Below are 17733 nucleotides of genomic sequence, written 5' to 3'. Positions count from 1 at the left end.
CGGCCGGTCACGACAGGTTCGCGACGAGATCGGCGACGGTCCGCGGCTGCGACAAGAACGGGTGGTGGCCCGTGCGTACCTCGACCACCTTGTCCGCGCGCCGGGAGAACTCCCGCTGCGCCGCCACCGGGGTACCGCGGTCCTCGGTGCATACGACGTACGTCGTGGGCAGGTCGTGCCACGCCGCCGCACGCACCGGCTGCTGGGTGACCGCCAGCGTTTGCCGGACCAGCAGGGCCGCTGCGTCGCGGGCGATGTCCGGCGGGCAGTCCTGCACGAACGTCTCGGCGAACAGCTCGGGCCGGGCGCCGAACGTGCCGCCGTCGAGGTCGAAGTCCAGAACCGGAGGCGGCGCGCCGGGACCGAACGTCGACAGCGACTCGCCCGTCTCGGGCAGGTAACTCGATATGAGCACCAGGTGCCGCACCGTTTCGGCATCCGCCGCGGCCTCGGCGGCGACGATGCCGCCGTAGCTGTGCGCCACGAGCACGACCGGCTCGTCGTCGGCGGTCAGCGCCGCACTTACCGCGGCGACGTCCTCGGACAATCCGGGCCCGTGCGGTCCGGCCGGCCGGTCGCCCTCGCCGCAACTCGGCAGCGCCGGGGCGACGCTGCCGATCCCGCGCTCCCGCAGAGCCGCGGCGGCCAGGTGCCACCACCAGGATCCGTTCCGCACGCACGCTCCGTGCACGAATACCACACGCATCTCGACCTCCTCCCGCCCACGGTAGACGTAGCGTCAGTTACGTGAAAACCTGTGCCGATGGGACGGCACAAGCAGCCGGAGATCCGCGACCGGATCCTCGACGCCTGCGTCGACCACGCCCTCGCACACGGCCTTCCCGGCCGCCTCGAGCCGTTCGCGACGGCATCCGGCACCTCGACCCGGATGCTCATCTACCACTTCGGCACGCGCGACGCGTTGCTTCGGGAAACCCTGAAAAGGGCACGACAGCGACAGCGCGAGTGGTTCGGCGAGCTGCTGTCCGCCCGACCGGGCCAGCCCTATCCGGACACCCTGCGGCGGGCTTGGCAGGTGATGACCGGCCCGGCCGGCCGGCCGTTCCTGACCATGTTCGGCAAGCTCCGCGAAGAGGCCGGGCAGCAGCTGTGGCCGGATTTTCGCCGTAGCGCGACCACGGACTGGCTACGCCCGCTCGAAGACGGCCTTCGCGGCATCGGCCGCCCCGAACTGGCCACCCTCGTGCTCGCGGTCATCCGCGGCCTGATCATGGACCTGGAGGCGACCGGCGAGGTGTCGCGGGCCGATCGGGCTTTCGCCGATTTCCTGGCCACGCTGACGACCGCGGGCCGGTAACTCAGGCCGTCAGGTTTCCGAACCGCCGCAAGGTTTCCTCGGCACCCAGCGCCTGGGTGATCGAGTGCAGGTCCGGGCTGCGGGTCGAGCCGGTGACGGCGATGCGGATGATCTGCGACGCCTCGCGGATCGAACCGGGGTAGGCGTCCGGGTCCTTCTTGTATTCCTTGGCGTTGCGGGCGAAACCGTGTTTGGCCGCGACGTCCCGGATCTGCTGGAACCATTCCTGGCCGTCGTCGAGCTGCCGGTAGGCGGCCACGAAGTCCGCCGCGACGGCACGCACCACCTCCGGCGCGACCCCGAGCGCGGCGATCCGCTCGTCGTCGGGACCGGTCACCGGCTGGTGCAGCTGCGGGAAGAAGAACCCGTAGACAGCGCGGAAATCGCTCCACTTCTTCAGGTCCTTGCGCGGGTTCTCCACACCTTCGCGTTCCACGGCCAGCGCGCGCAACGCCAGCTCGCGGGAGGATTCCAGCAGCGCGTGCAGCTCCGGGTCGAAGCGCTGCGCCCACTCCTGCACCGACTCGAGGATTTCCGCGCCGGAGAGGGTCGCGACGTAGTCGGCGGAAATGTCGTCCAGTTTCACCAGATCCACGAGCGGACCGGCGACCCCGCACTCGTCCAGGTTGATCGGCTCCGCCAGCGCCTGTTCCAGCGGCAGTTCGGCGAGCCGGCCGTTCGCGAGGCCGCGCAGGTAGTACAGCACCGCAGGCACCGGGAAACCGGACTCCAGGTAGAAGTCGACCGACGCCTCGGGGTCCTTGCGCTTGGACAGCTTCCGTTTGCTGCCACTCTCCTGCTTCATCAGCGGTGCGACGTGCGCGTACTGGATCGGCTCGAACCCGAGCGCGTCGAACAGCTGCTGGTGCACCGGCACCGACGAGATCCACTCGTCGCCGCGGATGACCAGGTTCACGCGCATCAGGTGATCGTCGACCGCGTGCGCGAAGTGGTACGTGGGCAACCGTGGGCTCTGCTCGGAGCTCTTGAGGATCACCACGTCGTTGCGATTCGCTTCGGCCTCGATGGTGCCGCGGATTGCGTCGGTGAAGCGTACGCGCGCGCCGGTGTCGTCAGGCGCGCGGAAGCGGACCACCCACGGGTCGCCGGCGTCGAGCTTCGCCTGTACGTCGGCCGCGTCGGCGTCGCGCCAGATGGCCCACGAGCCGTAGTAGCCGGTGGGCAGCTTCGTGGCCTGCTGGCGCGCGGTGATCGACGCCAGCTCCTCCTTCGTGGCGAAGTCGATGTACGCACGGCCTTCGCGCAGCAGGTGCCGTACGTAGGTGAAGTAGATCTGCTCGCGCTCCGATTGCCGGTACGGCCCGTAGTCACCGCCACGCGCCGCGTCCTCGTCGGCGACAAGGCCGAAGTAGGCGAAGCCGCGTTCGAACTGGTCCAGTGCGCCCTCGACCTCACGGGACTGGTCGGTGTCCTCCACGCGCACCAGGTAGCTACCCCCGGAGCGGCGCGCGACGTCCTGGTCGATGGTGGCCGTGTAGATCCCGCCGATGTGCACGAAGCCGGTGGGCGACGGGCCGAACCGGGTCACCTTCGCACCGTCGGGCAGCTGCCGGGCCGGGTAGCGCTGCTCCCAGTGCTCCGGCTCGGGCAGATCCGCGGGGAACAGGGCGTCGATGACCGCACGGTCCAGCATCGGGGGTCGGGTCTCCCAGGTCGTCGGGGGTGTTTCCGGGTCGCTTCGAGTATCGCCGACCGCCGTTCCCGGTGGTCGTCCAGGTCCGGGGGTGGCGCAACGACCGTTTACGATATATCGTGAACGTGTCGCAACCGTTCGAGAAAGGATTCCGATCATGAGAAACCGACGACACCCCATCCCCGGCGGCCACGAGCACGGTGCGCACGGCAGGTCCGCGTTCGGCCCGTGGGGCCGCGATTTCGGGGAGTTCGCATTCGGTCCGGGTGGCCGCGGCCGGCGTGGCCACGGTCCGGGCGGACGCCGCGGACCCGGTCCGCGGCGTGGCAGGCGCGGCGACGTGCGCGCGGCGATCCTCACCCTGCTGGCGGAACAGCCGCGGCACGGCTACGAGATCATCCGCGAGATCGGCGAGCGCAGCGGCGGATTGTGGAAGCCGAGCCCCGGCTCGATCTACCCGACCCTGCAGATGCTGGCCGACGAAGGCCTGGTGGTGAGCCAGGACGAAAACGGCAAGAAGCTGTTCGAGCTCACCGAAGAAGGCCGCGCGGCCGCGGAGCAGCAGACCGGCACCCCGCCGTGGGAGCACTTCGCCGACGACGAGGACCCGGCCGAGGCCGAGCTGCGCAAGTCGGCGGCCACGCTCGCCGCGGCCGTGGTGCAGGTGATGCGGGCGGGCAGCACCGCTCAGCAGGCCCGTGCGGTGGACGTGCTCAACGAGACCCGCCGCTCGCTCTACTCGATCCTCGGCGAGGTCGAAGACGAGCCCGGTGAATCGGGCGAGGCCGCCGAGTGACCCGGCAGGACGAGGCCGGTGGGCTTGCCGCGGCTGTGCACGCGGTAGCCCACCGGCACCGTCACCTCGCCCGGTCCCGGGTTCAGCCGGCGCACGTCGGCGATCGCCTGCTGCGCCACCTTTGCGCTGAACTCGATCCGCAGCACTGATTCCGCGGCCGTGATGTCCGCGAACCGCCAGCGCGTGGTGACCCGGCGGCAGCCGAACCCGTGCGCGGCGAAAAACCGTTCCACCGCAGGTGGGTCGTAATGCGGCAGATCCGTGCGCATCCACCTGCCGTAAGGCTCGCTGGTCACGTCGAGGTCGACGATCAGGATCGACCCGCCGGGCCGCAGCACCCGTTCCGCCTCGCGCAATCCCGGTTCACAGCCGGGGCCGAAGAAGTAGGCCGTGCGCGCGTGCACCAGGTCGACGCTCGCGTCGTCCGCCGGCAGCCGCTGCGCCCGCCCCTTCCGGACCCGCACGTTCGCCAGATCCTGCACCCGCCGCTGCGCATCCCGCGCGAGCGGCGGGTGCGGTTCGACGCCGAGCACGGAGCGGGCGTCGCGGGCGAAGTACGGCAAGTGGTACCCGTCGCCGCAGCCGATGTCGAGGACGTCGGCCGCGGTCCAGTTATGCTCCGCGCGCAGCACCCGCCAGATCTCGCCGTCCACGTCCTGCGCGCGGTTCTCCACCTCGTAGGCCTGCTGGTGGTACCAGATGTTGGGGCTCGGCACCACCTCCGCGGCGGGCGGGATCCGGGAAAACCAGCGCACGTGTTCGACTCCCTGATCACGGGCCGGCTGCGGTTCGGCCGGATCCTCCCGCTCAGAGCGTAGAACCCGGCCGTACCGCATAGACTTTCCCCTCATCGGGGAGGAGGCCGGATGTCCATCGGTTCGCACACGATCCCGGCAGGTCTACCGTGCTGGGTGGAACTGGCCAGCCACGACGACGCCGCGGCCCAGCGTTTCTACTCCGGTCTTTTCGGCTGGCAGTACGAGATCCGCCGCGATCCGGCGACACCGACCGGGCGGTACGGCATCGCGTCCCTCGACGGCCTGCCCACCAGTGGTCTGTACCAGGCGGGGGCACGCAGCGTGCCCGGCTGGACACTGCACATCTCCGTGCCCTACACCGCAACCGCGGCGGAATGGGTCGAGCACCTCAACGGCGAGGTGACCCTCGGACCGGTCGCGATCCCGGACCGCGGCAGCATCCTGCACGCGACCGACGCGTGCGGGGCGCCGATCGTGTTCTGGGAGACCCCGCCCGACTGGCGGTTCGCCACCGGCATGCCGGGCGCGTTCAGCGGCGCCGACCTCAACACCCACGACGGCGTGGCCGCGGATCACTTCTACACCAAGCTGTTCAACTACTCGAGCCAGCAGGTCGGCGACGGGGACAGCGTCGACTACGCGGAATACCTCATCGACCACGAGCCGGTGCTCTACCGGTACGTGATGGGACCGGAATACGAACGCGACACTCCGCCGCACTGGCTGGTGTACTTCGAGGTCGCCCCTGCCCGTGGCGCGGACGCGACCGCCGGGCAGGCGCTGATGCTGGGCGGCTCCGTGGTGATCGAGCCTTACGACACCCCGTTCGGCCGCACCGCGCTCCTCGCCGATCCGGACGGCTCGGTGTTCGGGGTGATCGACCACTCTCGGGTGCTCCAGGGCGTCGGCCGCGCCGAGGTCGACGACCCGTACGACGACTGAGCTCCGCTCCGGCCGGCGCAGGCCGGGTTCAGGCCGGGACGAACGCGGACAGCAGCAGCCAGGACACCACGGCCGAGGGCAGCAGCGAATCGAGGCGGTCCATGATGCCGCCGTGCCCCGGCAGCAGCGTACCCATGTCCTTGATGCCGAGGTCGCGTTTGATCAGCGATTCGACGAGGTCGCCCAGCGTCGCGGTGAGCACGATGGCGGCACCGAAGAGCACGCCCTGCCACGCGTGGCCGTGCAGCATCAGGCTGAGGGTGAGCGCACCCGCGACGATGCCCGCGATCATCGATCCGGCGAAGCCCTCCCAGGACTTCTTGGGGCTGATCGTGGGGGCCATCGGGTGCTTGCCGCCGAGCGAGCCCGCGATGTAGCCGCCGGTGTCGGAGGCGACCACGGCGATGAGGAAGGTGAGCACCCGCCCGACGCCGTCCGCCGGCGGCACCAGCATCGCCGCGAACGCACCGAACAACGGCAGGTAGGCAGCGGCGAACACGGACGAGGAGATGTCGCGCAGGTACCCCTTCGCCCCGCCGGGCAGCCGCCACAGCAGGCAGGCCAGCACGGTGAGCACGAACGCGGTGAGCGCACCCTCCCGCCCGAACGGCCAGGCCAGCCAGATCATCGCCTGCCCGCCGACCAGCACCGGGATCATCGCAACCTTGCTGTGCGCAACCCGGCGCAGCACCCCGGCGAACTCGAAAGTACCGACCGCGATCGCGATCGCGATAATCCCGATGAAAAGGAACCGGACGGTGAGCAGGGAAACGATGATCGCCGCCCCCAGCACCAGCCCCACGCCGATCGCCGCAGGCAAATCCCGCCCGGCCCGCGAGGCCTTCTCCGGCTCGGACTGCGAAGCTTCCTCCCCCGAACCGGCCAACGACCCCGCCTCACCCGGCTCGGACCGCGAAGCGCCCTCCGCCGAACCGGCCAACGACCCCGCCTCACCCGGCTCGGACCGCGAAGCGCCCTCCGCCGAACCCGGCAGCGAAGCATCCTTCTCCGGCTCGGACCGAGAAGCCCTGTTCTTCGGCTCAGACCGCGAGGCGTCCGCCGCCGAGCCCGGCAGCGAAGACGCCGTTTCCGCTCCCGGCTGCGCGGCGGAGTCCGGTGCTTCCGAGGCGGAATGCCCCGGACCGGGCTCCGGCGCCGGTTCGGGGTCCGGTCCCGGCTCGGATGCCGGGCCCGGTGGCGGGGTGGCCTCCACCCGCTCCTCGCGTTCCTCGCTCACCTGGCTCATCAGACCTCGAGCAGCTCGGATTCCTTGTGCTTCACGAGCTCGTCGACCTGGTGCACGTAGGTGTCGGTGAGGTTCTGCAGTTCCTTCTCCGCGCGCGCGACCTCGTCCTCACCGGCCTCGCCGTCCTTGGCGATCCGGTCCAGCTCTTCCTTGGCCTTGCGGCGCACGCCGCGGATCGACACCCGGGCGTCCTCGCCCTTGCCCTTGGCGACCTTCACCATCTCCTTGCGCCGCTCCTCGGTGAGCTGCGGGATGACGATGCGGATCACGTTGCCGTCGTTGCTCGGGTTCACCCCGAGGTCGGATTCGCGGATCGCCTTCTCGATGGCGTTGAGCTGGCTCTGGTCGTAAGGCTTGATCAGCGCCATCCGCGCCTCCGGCACGTTGACGCTGGCCAGCTGGTTCAGCGGGGTCGGCGCGCCGTAGTACTCGACGACGATGCGCGAGAACATCGAGGGGTTCGCCCGCCCGGTGCGCACCGACGTGAGGTCCTCCTTGGCGACGGACACCGCTTTTTCCATCTTCTCCTCGGCGTCGAGGAGGGTCTCGTCGATCACGGCTACTCCCGGTGTTGTGATTGTCGAACCTGTGCAGATCCCAGCAGGCCTACGCCGGCCGCCCGTCGGCGGGGGTGCTGACCAGCGTGCCGATCCTCTCACCGCGCACCGCACGGGCAATGTTCCCCTCGGTGAGCAGATTGAACACGATGATCGGCATGTTGTTGTCCATGCAGAGGCTGAACGCGGTGGCGTCGGCGACCTTGAGGTCGCGCTCGAGCACCTCGCGGTGGCTGATCTCGTGGAACATCTTCGCGTCCGGTTCGGTCTTCGGGTCTGCGGTGTAGACGCCGTCCACGGCCTTGGCCATCAGCACGACCTCACAACCCAGTTCCAGTGCGCGCTGCGCGGCGGCGGTGTCGGTGGAGAAGTACGGCATGCCCACCCCGGCGCCGAAGATGACCACGCGGCCCTTCTCCAGGTGCCGCTCGGCGCGGCGCGGGATGTAGGGCTCGGCGACCTGGCCCATCGTGATGGCGGTCTGCACCCGGGTCGGCAGGCCCTCCTTCTCCAGGAAGTCCTGCAGGGCAAGGCAATTCATCACGGTGCCGAGCATCGCCATGTAGTCCGCGCGGTCGCGGTCCATCCCGCGCTGGGACAGCTCCGCGCCGCGGAAATAGTTGCCGCCGCCGATCACCACCGCCACCTGGACGCCGGTGCGCGCGACCGCCGCGATCTGCTGCGCCACCGAGTGCACGACGTCGGGATCGACCCCGATCGAACCGCCACCGAACATTTCGCCGCCCAGTTTCAGCAGCACCCGGCGATATCCGCCGTCGACCCGGTCACCCATCTGTGTCGCCTCCTGCCCCTCGGTAGACCCGACTGTGCCCCGTCCCCGGATCACGGAGACGGGGCACAGTGCCAGAATCTAGTCCCAGTGCCTCGCTCAGGCCTGGCCGACCTCGAACCGGGCGAACCGGGTGAGCGTCACGCCTGCCTCGTCGAGCAGGGCCTTGACGGTCTTCTTGTTGTCCTTGACCGAGGGCTGCTCGAGCAGCACGTTGTCCTTGTAGTACGCGTTGACCTTGCCCTCGATGATCTTGGTCAGCGCCTGCTCGGGCTTGCCTTCCTCGCGGGCGGTCTGCTCGGCGATGCGACGCTCGTTCTCGATCGTCTCGGCGGGCACCTCCTCGCGGGTCAGGTACTTCGCGCGCAGCGCGGCGACCTGCATGGCGGCACCGCGCGCGGCGTCGACGTCGTCCCCGGTGAACTCCACGAGCACACCCACGGCCGGCGGCAGGTCCGAACCGCGGCGGTGCAGGTAGGTGGCGGTCTGACCGTCGAACGACACCACGCGGCGCAGCTCGAGCTTCTCGCCGATGCGGGCGGACAGCTCCTGCACGGTCTCGTTGACCGGCTTGCCGTCCAGGTCCGCGGCCTTCAGCGCCTCGACGTCGTTGGTCTTGACCGTCTTGGCTACCCCGACGATCTTCGCCGCGAGCTGCTGGAAGTCGTCGTTCTTGGCGACGAAGTCGGTCTCCGAGTCGAGCTCGATCAGCACGCCGCCCTCGCCGGTGACGAGCCCTTCGGCGGTGGCCCGCTCGGCGCGCTTGCCGACGTCCTTGGCACCCTTGATGCGCAGGAACTCGACGGCCTTCTCGTAGTCGCCGTCGTTCTCCTCGAGGGCCTTCTTGCAGTCCATCATGCCGGCGCCGGTCATCTCGCGCAGGCGCTTCACGTCAGCGGCGGTGTAGTTCGCCATCGTGTTGAATCCGTCCGTTTCAGGTACGTGTGCTTCTTGAGCTGCGCCCGGGCGGCCCTGCGCGGACCACCCGGGCGCGGTGGATCAGGAGTTGGCCGGAGCCTGCTCGCCGGCCGCGTCCGCGGTGGCGGCCTCCGCCGGAGCCGCTTCGGCAGGAGCCGCGTCCGCGGTCGCCGCAGCCGGGGTGGTTGCGTCCGCGGTGGCGGCAGCCGCCTCGGTCGCGTCGGCGGACGCGGTGTCCGAGCCCGCGAGGAGCTCCTTCTCCCACTCGGCCAGCGGCTCGGCCGAGGCGCCGGTCTCCGGCTTGGCGTCCGCCGCGGCGCCGTTGCGGCTGGAGCGGGACATCAGGCCCGCCGCCGCGGCCTCGGCGACCACCTTGGTGAGCAGCGCGGCCGAGCGGATCGCGTCGTCGTTGCCCGGGATCGGGTAGTCGACCTCGTCCGGGTCGCAGTTGGTGTCGAGGATCGCCACGACCGGGATGTTGAGCTTGCGAGCCTCGCCGACGGCGATGTGCTCCTTCTTGGTGTCGACGATCCACACCGCGCTCGGCACCTTGGCCATGTCGCGGATACCGCCGAGGGTCTTCTCCAGCTTGTCCTTCTCACGGGTCAGCGTGAGGATCTCGCGCTTGGTGAGGCCGGCGAAACCGCCGGTCTGCTCCTGCGCCTCGAGCTCCTTCAGGCGGAGAAGACGCTTGTGCACGGTCTGGAAGTTGGTCAGCATGCCGCCGAGCCAGCGCTGGTTGACGTAGGGCATGCCCACGCGCGCGGCCTCGTTGGCGATCGCTTCCTGCGCCTGCTTCTTCGTGCCGACGAACATGATGGTGCCGCCGTGCGCAACGGTTTCCTTGATGAACTCGAACGCACGGTCGATGTAGGTCAGCGTCTGCTGCAGGTCGATGATGTAGATGCCATTGCGCTCGGTGAAGATGTAGCGCTTCATCTTCGGGTTCCACCGACGGGTCTGGTGTCCGAAGTGCACGCCGCTGTCGAGCAGCTGCTTCATGGTGACGACGGCCATTGCCGGAATCACACCTTCTCTGTTCTCACGCGCGCCCGCGGCGGTCGGCCACGGATGCGCTGTCCGGTTCGTCGCTCGCGGCCGGGTGACCGCTCGCCCTGGTGCCGTGCCGGAGCCCGGACCCGACGGGTTTCGGTGCGAAACCCCAGGGACCGCCGGACACCGCGCGCCCCTCCGTCCGGGTCCCGCCGCGAAGCGGACCGTCCGTGAGCGCACACACGTGCACGCGAAGTCAGCCCACAGAGTGGACTGCGGAATTGATTCTACCCCCTGCCACCAGCCCCACCCCCACCGGCGGCGGCTGACCCTCCCAGGGTTGTCCACAACCACGCCAGCCTGTGGACAACCCCACCCCAACCGCCCGTCCCGGACGGCCCGGTCCCCGAGCATGAACCTCGTGACCAGACCACACCCGATCCCGCTCCTCCCCCACCGCAACCCCGAAGCCATCCCCCAGCAGGCACGGACGCACACCCCCACCCACCCAACGCCACAACACAGCACAACAGCACCCGGAATCCGCGACACCGGGACCGCCGAACCCACCAAGGCCGAACCCACCAAGGCCGAGACCTCCGATGCCACGGTCACCGATGCCACGCCCACCGACGTCACGCCCGCCAGCACCAGGCCCGCCTACGCCACATCCGCCACCACATCCGCCGCCATGCCCGCCCACGCCGGCGCCATGCCCTCCAGCATTACGGCCACCGGCCCCGCCACATCCATTAACGCCAGTTGCACCAGCCCCGCGTCGACCAGCGCCGTAACCGCCGGCCCTATATCCATGAGCGCCACACCCACCAGTCCTGCGTTCACCAGCCCCACGTCCATCACCGCCCCCTGCACCGGCCCTGCGTCCACCAGCCGCACATCCGCCGACCCCACCTCCACCAGCCCGCCATCCACCATCGCCGCCGATGCTGCCGCCACCTCCGCCGATGCCAGGGATACTGCCGCCACCTCCGACGGCACCACCGCCGCCAAGACCGCCACCATTCCCTCTGCGTCCACCCGCGATACCGCCGTTAACGCCGCACCCAGGCCGCACCACCCCGACGACTCGGCACTGGTTCGCCGCAATCACCCGACACCGCACCAACCCGAGCGCCCGGCAGCGCACCACCCCGACAACCCGATGCCACACCACGCCGCCGACCTGACGCCCCTCCACGCCGCCGACCCGACGCCACACCACGCCGACAACCCGACGCCACACCACCCCGCCAACGTGACGCCCCTCCACCCCGACAACCCGACGCCACACCACGCCGACAACCCGACGCCACGCCACCCCACCGACCCGACGTCCCACCACGCCAAGGACCCAACGCACCTGCACGCCGATCGCCCGGCGCCGCGCCACACTGATCCCTCTGCAGCACACCACCCCGGCCACCCAGCACCGCACCAACCCGACCACGCGGGAGTGACCCGCCCCGGCAACGCGGCGCCAGTTCCGGCCGGTGGTTCAGGTTCCTTCCCTCCCGACGTCGCCGCCCGGTCCTCACCCCGGACCGAGGGCACCGAACGGCTCCGACCCTGCGCCGCAACGACGACGGACCACCATCCCGTCGTCCTGGCCACCACCGAGTTGATCAGCAGGCTGGCCGCCGAATCGCGAACTGCCCTCCTGGAAGTTCCCGGCGACGCTCGAGTCGGCACGGTTCTGCTCGCGAAGCCCGCCTGCCATCCGCTCGACGGCACCGGCCCCATTCGCCCTGACCAACGTGTTGGCCCCGCCGACCCCAATCACCCCATCGGCAGCGCCGACCGCATCGGCCCCATCAAGCCCGACGGACCTGCCAACCGGGTTGCCGCCACCAACTTCGTTGGCAACACCAACCGGGTTGCCGCCACCGACTCCGTTGGCAACACCAACCGGGTTGCCGCCACCGACTCCGTTGGCAACACCAACCGGGTTGGCACCACTGACCCCGGCAACCACACTGACCCCGACGACCATGCCGCCGGACCGCCTCGCGGCGGTCGCCATCGGCGGCAGCCGAGCCGACCGTCCCGGTTCGGCTTCGCACCGTCCGGCCGGTCACCCGGCAGCCCGGCGCTCGCTGCCCGCAGGAGAAGGATCAGCCGCTTCGCACACATGTTGTTCGCCTTCCTGTGCTTAGCCGTACGGACCGCTCGCCGCCTTACCTTCGCCATCGCTGCGACGAAGTGGTTTTCCCTTGCTGCCGAAAGGATCCGCCGGCGAAGCCGAGTGGCCGGACGGATCGCGATGCGGGCCTCGCGCTCCGGGGATTTCAGGTGGGACGAACCGCCGCGGCGGTTGGCAGGATCGGGCGGTGCCATGCCGTTGTTCGACCCACGTGGCCGCGTACGGCGCATCTGGCTGGTCGGAACGGCTGCGGTAGTCCTGATCGTCTGGTCGGCCATCGTGCTGAATACACGTGCCGACGCCAGTGAACCGCCGGGGACGCCGCCCGCCTCCTCAGCTCCCGTGGCACAAGCCGGGAGGTTCGCCTGGCCGTTGACCCCTCGTCCCAAGGTGACCCGGAACTTCGAGCCACCCGAGACGCCCTACGGGCCGGGCCACCGTGGCGTCGACCTCGAAGCCTCGCCGGGCCAGCAGGTACTCGCCGCGGACATGGGAGTGGTGGTGTTCGCCGGGCAGGTCGCCGGCCGCGGCGTGATCGCGTTGGACCACGACGGCGGTCTCCACACGACGTACCTTCCGGTCACCCCGACGGTTACCGTCGGCGACCAAGTCTACCGCAGCCAGCCGCTGGGGACGGTCGTACCCGGACATCCCGGCTGCCCGGTGCCGGCCTGCCTGCACTGGGGCGCCCGGCGCGGTGCGGAGTACGTCGATCCGCTGGCGTTGGTCGGCACCCCGAGCCGGGTGCGGCTCAAACCGTGGGCAGAAGGACCGTGAACATGCACGAGACCGACCACCACCTGCACCGCAGAAACACCCGAAAGGGGGAACCTCAACCAGCCCCGGACGAAAGCCCGGACGCAGAAGAGCGACGCCACAACCAGTGACCAGACTATTCAGCCAGCCGAAGCTGCCACGCTGCCCGCGCCACCCAACCGCCAGGCCGCCCGCACACTGACCGTCGGACCGCACACACCATCGCTCGAGGTACCGGCCGCACACGCCCCCGAGCACTGCCCGCACACGTCCCCGAGCATCGGACCGCACGCCCGATCGCCCCCGCCATCGGACAGCACGCATCGCCCCGGTCACCAAACTGCACACACCACCACCGCCGACCGCCGATCAGCACGCACCACCCACCACCCCGGACCGCCGATCGCCACGCACCACCATCCCCGGACCGCCGATCGCCACGCACGGCCGCCCCCTGGACCGCCGATCTGCACGCACCACGCTCCGCGTACAAGACCCACTGGCCAGGCGATCGAACGCCGCACGGCGACGCTGGCCATCAGCACGCACCCACCAGCACGCACCCACCAGCCATCGAACGCCACACAGCGGCAGCGCCCATCGGACCGCACGCTTCTTGTACGCGGAGCGTGCACCAGCGCGCCAACCGCCGGTCGGCACGCAATACCGTCCTGTCATCGAACGCCACGCCACGGCCCGGCACCGGTCATCGAGCCCGTGCTCCACAGCCCCAGTTGCCAGACCGCGCGCGAACGCCTCAGCTGTCGAACCGTGCGATCGCCCCAGCCGTCGGGCGGCGCGCACCGAGCGGTCATCGGACCGCGCACATCGCCCGAGTGCTCCGCACACGTGTCCCTGACATCGGGAGGCGCAGCGTCGGCCCGGTCGTCGGGCTGTTCCGGCCGTTCAGCTATTGGGCTGCTCCATCAGTTCAGCTGTTGGGCTGCTCCATCAGTTTGGCGCGCAGCCGCATCACCGCGCGGGTGTGCAGCTGGCTCACCCTCGACTCCGTGACGCCGAGGACCTTGCCGATCTCGGCGAGTGTGAGGCTTTCGAAGTAGTAGAGGCTCACCACGATCTTGTCGCGATCGGTCAGCTGGGCGATGGCCTCCGCGAGCTGCCGCCGGTTGTCCTGGTCGACGAGGACGGCGACCGGGTCGACAGCGCCGTCGTCGGGCAGCGTGTCCACCAGTGAACCGGCGTCCTTGCCCGCGGCGACGAGGTCCTCGAGCGCCACGACGCTGGTGAGGCGCAGCTGGCCGTAGAAGTCCCGCAGCTCGCCGAGGCCCACGCCCAGCTCGCCGGCGAGTTCGGCGTCGGTGGGCGTGCGATGCAGACGCGCGCCGAGCCGTTCCAGCGCCCGCGCGGTCTCCTTGGCCTTGCTTCGCACCGCGCGCGGAACCCAGTCCTGGGATCGCAGATCGTCGAGGATCGCGCCGCGGATGCGTTGCATCGCGTACGTCTCGAACCGCAGCCCGCGATCCGGGTCGAACTTCTCGATGGCGTCGACCAGCCCGAAGATGCCCGACTGCACCAGGTCGCCCACGTCGACGTGGGTGGGCAGGCCGGTGCCGACCCGTCCGGCGACGTACTTCACGAGCGGCGCGTAGTGCAGCACCAGCCGATCGCGCGACGCCTGGTCCGGCTGGTCGGCGAACTGCTGCCACAGCGCCTGGATCCCCGCATCGACGTCATGACCGGGACGCCCGTCCCCGTTGACGGCGTCCGGCGTGCCGGGGACTACCGCCCCGGTTTCCGTGACCTGCGGTGTAGCGGTCATTGCACGGTCGTTCTCGACATGCGGATCAGTGTGGTCTCCGTGCTCGTGCGGATGCGCGTGCGCCGTCAGCTCTGCCCTGGTTCCCCCGGCCGGGCCACCACCGGCCTCGTCAGGCCCGGGGATGTGCTCGGTCATGGATCGCCTTCAACCGATCGACGGTCACGTGAGTGTAGAGCTGAGTCGTGGCAAGCGTAGCGTGACCGAGCAGTTCCTGAACGCTCCTGAGATCGGCACCTCCTTCGAGCAGATGAGTTGCGGCGGAGTGCCGCAACCCGTGCGGTCCCATGTCGAGCGCACCGGGCACAGCCGCCACCGCTTCGTGCACCACCCGGCGTGCCGCACGAGGATCGAGCCGCTTGCCTCGAACGCCCAGGAAGAGCGCCGGACCGGACCGTTCCCCGGCCAGCGCGGGCCGCCCCTCCGCCAGCCACTCCGACAGCGCCGCAGCGGCCGGGACGCCGAACGGAACCGTTCGCTCCTTGTCCCCCTTGCCGACGACCGAAACCACCCGGCGTGGAAAATCCACCGAGCCGACATCCAGGCCGCACAGTTCCGACACTCGGATGCCCGTCGCGTACAGTAGCTCGATCAGCGCACGGTCACGCAGTGCAACCGGATCCCGTTCGACTGCTCCTTTCGCGGAGGCAGCCATCAGCGCACCAGCCTGGTCGGCACGCAGCACCCCCGGCAACGTCCGGTGCGCCCGGGGCGCGGCCAGCCGGCCTCCTGGATCCGCCTTCAGCTGCCCGGTGCGATGTGCCCAGGCGGTGAACGTGCGTGCTGCCGCGGCGCGACGGGCCAAGGTGGTCCGGCCCGCGCCCTCGGTGCGTTGCCCGGCAAGCCACGCACGCAGCTGCGTGATGTCGAGGTCGTCAAGGCTCCGCGGCGGAGCGTCGCCCTCCTCCGCGGTCAGGAACGCCAGCAAGGAAACGATGTCGCCGACGTAGGCGCGGACAGTGTGCGGCGACAGCCCTCGCTCCAGCGACAGATGCCGTTCGTAATCGGTCACGACGGCTTGCGCCGCCTTCGGCAACGCATCCCGGAGAGCCCGAAGATCGGGGCGTGGCGGGCGTTTTCGGTGCCCGCCGGGACGCGCCGGAGCTCCGGTGCGCGCGGTCGCAGACGACATGGCGATTACGCTGCGCGAACCACCGCCGTTGGTCAAGCATCGCCACGCCGGTCATCGGGCGGCCGTTCGGACGATCCGGCGCCATCCGGTGTCACCCCGGACTGCGAAGCCGTCGATTTCCAGCTCCGGCAGCAACGCGCGGACCCTCGTGACGGGCACCCCGGCATCCTCCGCGACCTCCTCCGGAGTGCGACCGGCACGTGGCACCAGCGCCTCGTAGACCCGCAGCGCCTCCGGCCCGAGATGGTCGGTGGGACGACGTGGCGTTTCCGATTCGGCTTCCGCGATACCGAAACGGCCGACCGTCTCCAGAACCTCGTCGGCAGTGGTCACGAGGGTGGCTTTGCAGTCCCGGATGAGTGCGTGGCAGCCGGCCGAGTTGCCGGAATGCGCTGGACCGGGCAACGCCATCACGGCTTTGCCGAGCGCGCCCGCGGTGGTGGCTGTGTTGCGTGCTCCGCTGCGTACGCCTGCCTCCACCACCACCGTGCCGTCGGTGAGACCCGCGATGAGGCGGTTGCGCACGAGGAACCTGTGCCGGGCCGGTGGAGTGCCCGGCGCGTACTCGCTGACCACCGCGCCGCCGCTGTCGACGATCCGCTTGAGCAGGTCAGCGTGGCCGGAAGGGTAGGCGAGGTCGACCGCACAACCGAGCAACGCGACGGTGGCCCCGTCACCACTCAGCGCACCACGATGTGCGGCGGCGTCGATCCCCATCGCGGCGCCGGAGAACACCGGCACCTGGCGGACCGCGAGCGCATGGGCGAACTCGAGTGCGTTGTGCAGCCCGTAGTCCGTGGCCAGCCTGGCTCCGACAATGGCGACGGCCCGGTCGGCCGTCTCCGCGAGATTCGCGGGGCCGCGAACCCACAGCGCGAGTGGTGCGGCGACGTTCTGCACTCCGCGGCCAGTCGCGACTGCCAACGACAACAGCGGCCAGGCGGGCCATTCGTGGTCCTCCGGGGTGACGAGCCGCGCGCCGGATTTGTCTGCTTGCTCGAGATCCCGCTCCGCGGCCACCGTTTCCCGTCTGGCCGCGGTCTCCCGGCGGACGCGCTCGGGACACTCGGCTGCCCGGACCCGCCGCGCGGCTTCGATCGGCCCGTGCTCCCCCACGAACGCCAGCAGGGCCGGGGCGGGCGGCTCGGCCACGCGGAGCAGGTACGCGCGGGCGAGACGTTCGGCATCCGTGGCCGCGGTCTGGTCCTGGACGGCGGCGGTCATGCCGCGTCTCTTCGCAGGCCGGATTCCACAGGCGGCAGGACCACCAGATGCCGGTGCGGGGCGAGGCGGTCCCGAACCCGAGCGGGATCGTGTTCGGGCCGGAGGTCGTGGTTCTCGACGGGGTGCAGGTGGCGCCCTGCGGCGGGCAATGCGGCCGTCGGTTTGCGGGGGCGGCGATGCGTTGACCGGGTTGCACCGGCGACGCCGGGTTGACGGGCTGGGTTGGTCATCGAGTACTCCGTTTCCTCAGTTCGCGTTCTGCGGGTTCGGTGGATGGCGGTGAGGCCGGTTCGGCGCCGGCTGATCCGTGCGGCAGGTCTCCCGAACGACCCGGTCACTGCGGCAGGCGGCGCGGTGGAGACCCGAGCGCGCTGGTGCGCGGCCGAGCTGGCCGGTCGGGTCGTGGAAGGACGGTTGCTCGGGCACATCGTGACCAGCGCAGTAGCCAGCTCGGCCAGGGGCGATCACGGCGGCACGCGACTGCGCGGACGGTCCGGCAGCGGCGTCGCGAGACGGTGCGGACCATCCAGCAGCGGTGCACGACAGCACGGACCATCCGGCAACGGCAGTGTGAGACAACCCGAACCACCCAGCAGCGGTGCACGACAGCACGGACCATCCGGCAACGGCAGTGTGAGACAACCCGAACCACCCAGCAGCGGTGCACGACAGCACGGACCATCCGGCAACGGCAGTGTGAGACAGCGCGAACTGTCCGGCAGCGCTGCGAAA

The 17733-nt window shown here is 70.2% G+C and carries 17 protein-coding genes; 4 read left to right on the top strand and 13 right to left on the bottom strand.

Features of this window, described 5'->3' with window-relative positions; all coding sequences use genetic code 11:
• Positions 1–7 precede the first annotated feature (7 nt).
• A complete protein-coding gene (locus ABD793_RS35850) occupies positions 8–706 on the bottom strand; it encodes an alpha/beta hydrolase (RefSeq protein WP_344867840.1) in 699 nt (232 codons plus the stop codon).
• Between the two features lie 57 nt (positions 707–763).
• Between ABD793_RS35850 and ABD793_RS35845 the strand changes: the two genes are divergently transcribed.
• Entirely contained in the window at positions 764–1318 is a 555-nt protein-coding gene (locus ABD793_RS35845) for a TetR/AcrR family transcriptional regulator (RefSeq protein WP_344867839.1), read from the top strand.
• 1 nt (position 1319) lies between these two features.
• On the opposite strand, the gene ABD793_RS35840 is transcribed toward ABD793_RS35845, so the two are convergent.
• Positions 1320–2972, bottom strand: a complete 1653-nt coding sequence (locus ABD793_RS35840; RefSeq protein ID WP_344867838.1) for a glutamate--tRNA ligase — start codon at positions 2970–2972, stop codon at positions 1320–1322.
• 157 nt (positions 2973–3129) lie between these two features.
• Here ABD793_RS35840 and ABD793_RS35835 point away from each other — a divergent pair, with 157 nt between their 5' ends.
• Entirely contained in the window at positions 3130–3768 is a 639-nt protein-coding gene (locus tag ABD793_RS35835; protein WP_344867837.1) for a PadR family transcriptional regulator, read from the top strand.
• Here ABD793_RS35835 and ABD793_RS35830 read toward each other — a convergent pair.
• A complete protein-coding gene (locus ABD793_RS35830) occupies positions 3708–4523 on the bottom strand; it encodes a class I SAM-dependent methyltransferase (protein ID WP_344867836.1) in 816 nt (271 codons plus the stop codon). The two genes, ABD793_RS35835 and ABD793_RS35830, sit on opposite strands and share 61 nt — an antisense overlap.
• Positions 4524–4634: 111 nt before the next feature.
• On the opposite strand from ABD793_RS35830, the gene ABD793_RS35825 reads away from it, so the two are divergent.
• A complete protein-coding gene (locus ABD793_RS35825) occupies positions 4635–5468 on the top strand; it encodes a VOC family protein (RefSeq protein ID WP_344867835.1) in 834 nt (277 codons plus the stop codon).
• Between the two features lie 28 nt (positions 5469–5496).
• On the opposite strand, the gene ABD793_RS35820 is transcribed toward ABD793_RS35825, so the two are convergent.
• The 7 genes from ABD793_RS35820 to ABD793_RS35790 form a co-directional block, all read right to left on the bottom strand.
• Entirely contained in the window at positions 5497–6354 is an 858-nt protein-coding gene (locus ABD793_RS35820) for a phosphatidate cytidylyltransferase (protein WP_344867931.1), read from the bottom strand.
• A gap of 359 nt (positions 6355–6713) precedes the next feature.
• Positions 6714–7271, bottom strand: coding sequence for a ribosome recycling factor (gene frr / locus ABD793_RS35815; protein WP_344867834.1), 558 nt, complete (start codon positions 7269–7271; stop codon positions 6714–6716).
• 49 nt (positions 7272–7320) lie between these two features.
• Positions 7321–8064 (bottom strand): UMP kinase, encoded by a 744-nt coding sequence (gene pyrH, locus ABD793_RS35810; RefSeq protein WP_344867833.1) that lies wholly within the window; start codon positions 8062–8064, stop codon positions 7321–7323.
• Between the two features lie 96 nt (positions 8065–8160).
• Positions 8161–8976: a translation elongation factor Ts gene (tsf, locus tag ABD793_RS35805; RefSeq protein ID WP_344867832.1), complete on the bottom strand. Its 816-nt coding sequence runs from the start codon at positions 8974–8976 to the stop codon at positions 8161–8163.
• A gap of 84 nt (positions 8977–9060) precedes the next feature.
• Entirely contained in the window at positions 9061–9996 is a 936-nt protein-coding gene (gene rpsB, locus ABD793_RS35800) for a 30S ribosomal protein S2 (protein WP_344867831.1), read from the bottom strand.
• Between the two features lie 636 nt (positions 9997–10632).
• Entirely contained in the window at positions 10633–11010 is a 378-nt protein-coding gene (locus ABD793_RS35795; RefSeq protein ID WP_344867830.1) for a hypothetical protein, read from the bottom strand.
• Between the two features lie 493 nt (positions 11011–11503).
• Positions 11504–11992 (bottom strand): hypothetical protein, encoded by a 489-nt coding sequence (locus tag ABD793_RS35790; protein ID WP_344867829.1) that lies wholly within the window; start codon positions 11990–11992, stop codon positions 11504–11506.
• A 312-nt stretch (positions 11993–12304) separates the two neighbouring features.
• Between ABD793_RS35790 and ABD793_RS35785 the strand changes: the two genes are divergently transcribed.
• Positions 12305–12889 carry a murein hydrolase activator EnvC family protein gene (locus tag ABD793_RS35785; protein ID WP_344867828.1) on the top strand — a complete coding sequence of 195 codons (585 nt, stop codon included), beginning with the start codon at positions 12305–12307 and terminating at the stop codon, positions 12887–12889.
• A gap of 910 nt (positions 12890–13799) precedes the next feature.
• Here ABD793_RS35785 and ABD793_RS35780 read toward each other — a convergent pair.
• The 3 genes from ABD793_RS35780 to dprA all read right to left on the bottom strand — a co-directional run bounded on the left by ABD793_RS35780 (position 13800) and on the right by dprA (position 17001).
• Positions 13800–14648: a FliA/WhiG family RNA polymerase sigma factor gene (locus tag ABD793_RS35780; protein ID WP_425548829.1), complete on the bottom strand. Its 849-nt coding sequence runs from the start codon at positions 14646–14648 to the stop codon at positions 13800–13802.
• Positions 14649–14757: 109 nt separating this feature from the next.
• Entirely contained in the window at positions 14758–15777 is a 1020-nt protein-coding gene (locus ABD793_RS35775; RefSeq protein WP_344867825.1) for a tyrosine recombinase XerC, read from the bottom strand.
• A 51-nt stretch (positions 15778–15828) separates the two neighbouring features.
• Positions 15829–17001 carry a DNA-processing protein DprA gene (dprA, locus tag ABD793_RS35770; RefSeq protein WP_344867824.1) on the bottom strand — a complete coding sequence of 391 codons (1173 nt, stop codon included), beginning with the start codon at positions 16999–17001 and terminating at the stop codon, positions 15829–15831.
• Positions 17002–17733: the final 732 nt, after the last annotated feature.

The sequence above is a fragment of the Amycolatopsis ultiminotia genome, assembly GCF_039536925.1.
Lineage (GTDB): Bacteria > Actinomycetota > Actinomycetes > Mycobacteriales > Pseudonocardiaceae > Amycolatopsis > Amycolatopsis ultiminotia.
Note: the sequence above shows the minus strand (reverse complement) of the source record. Positions and strands in the feature narration are given on the sequence as shown.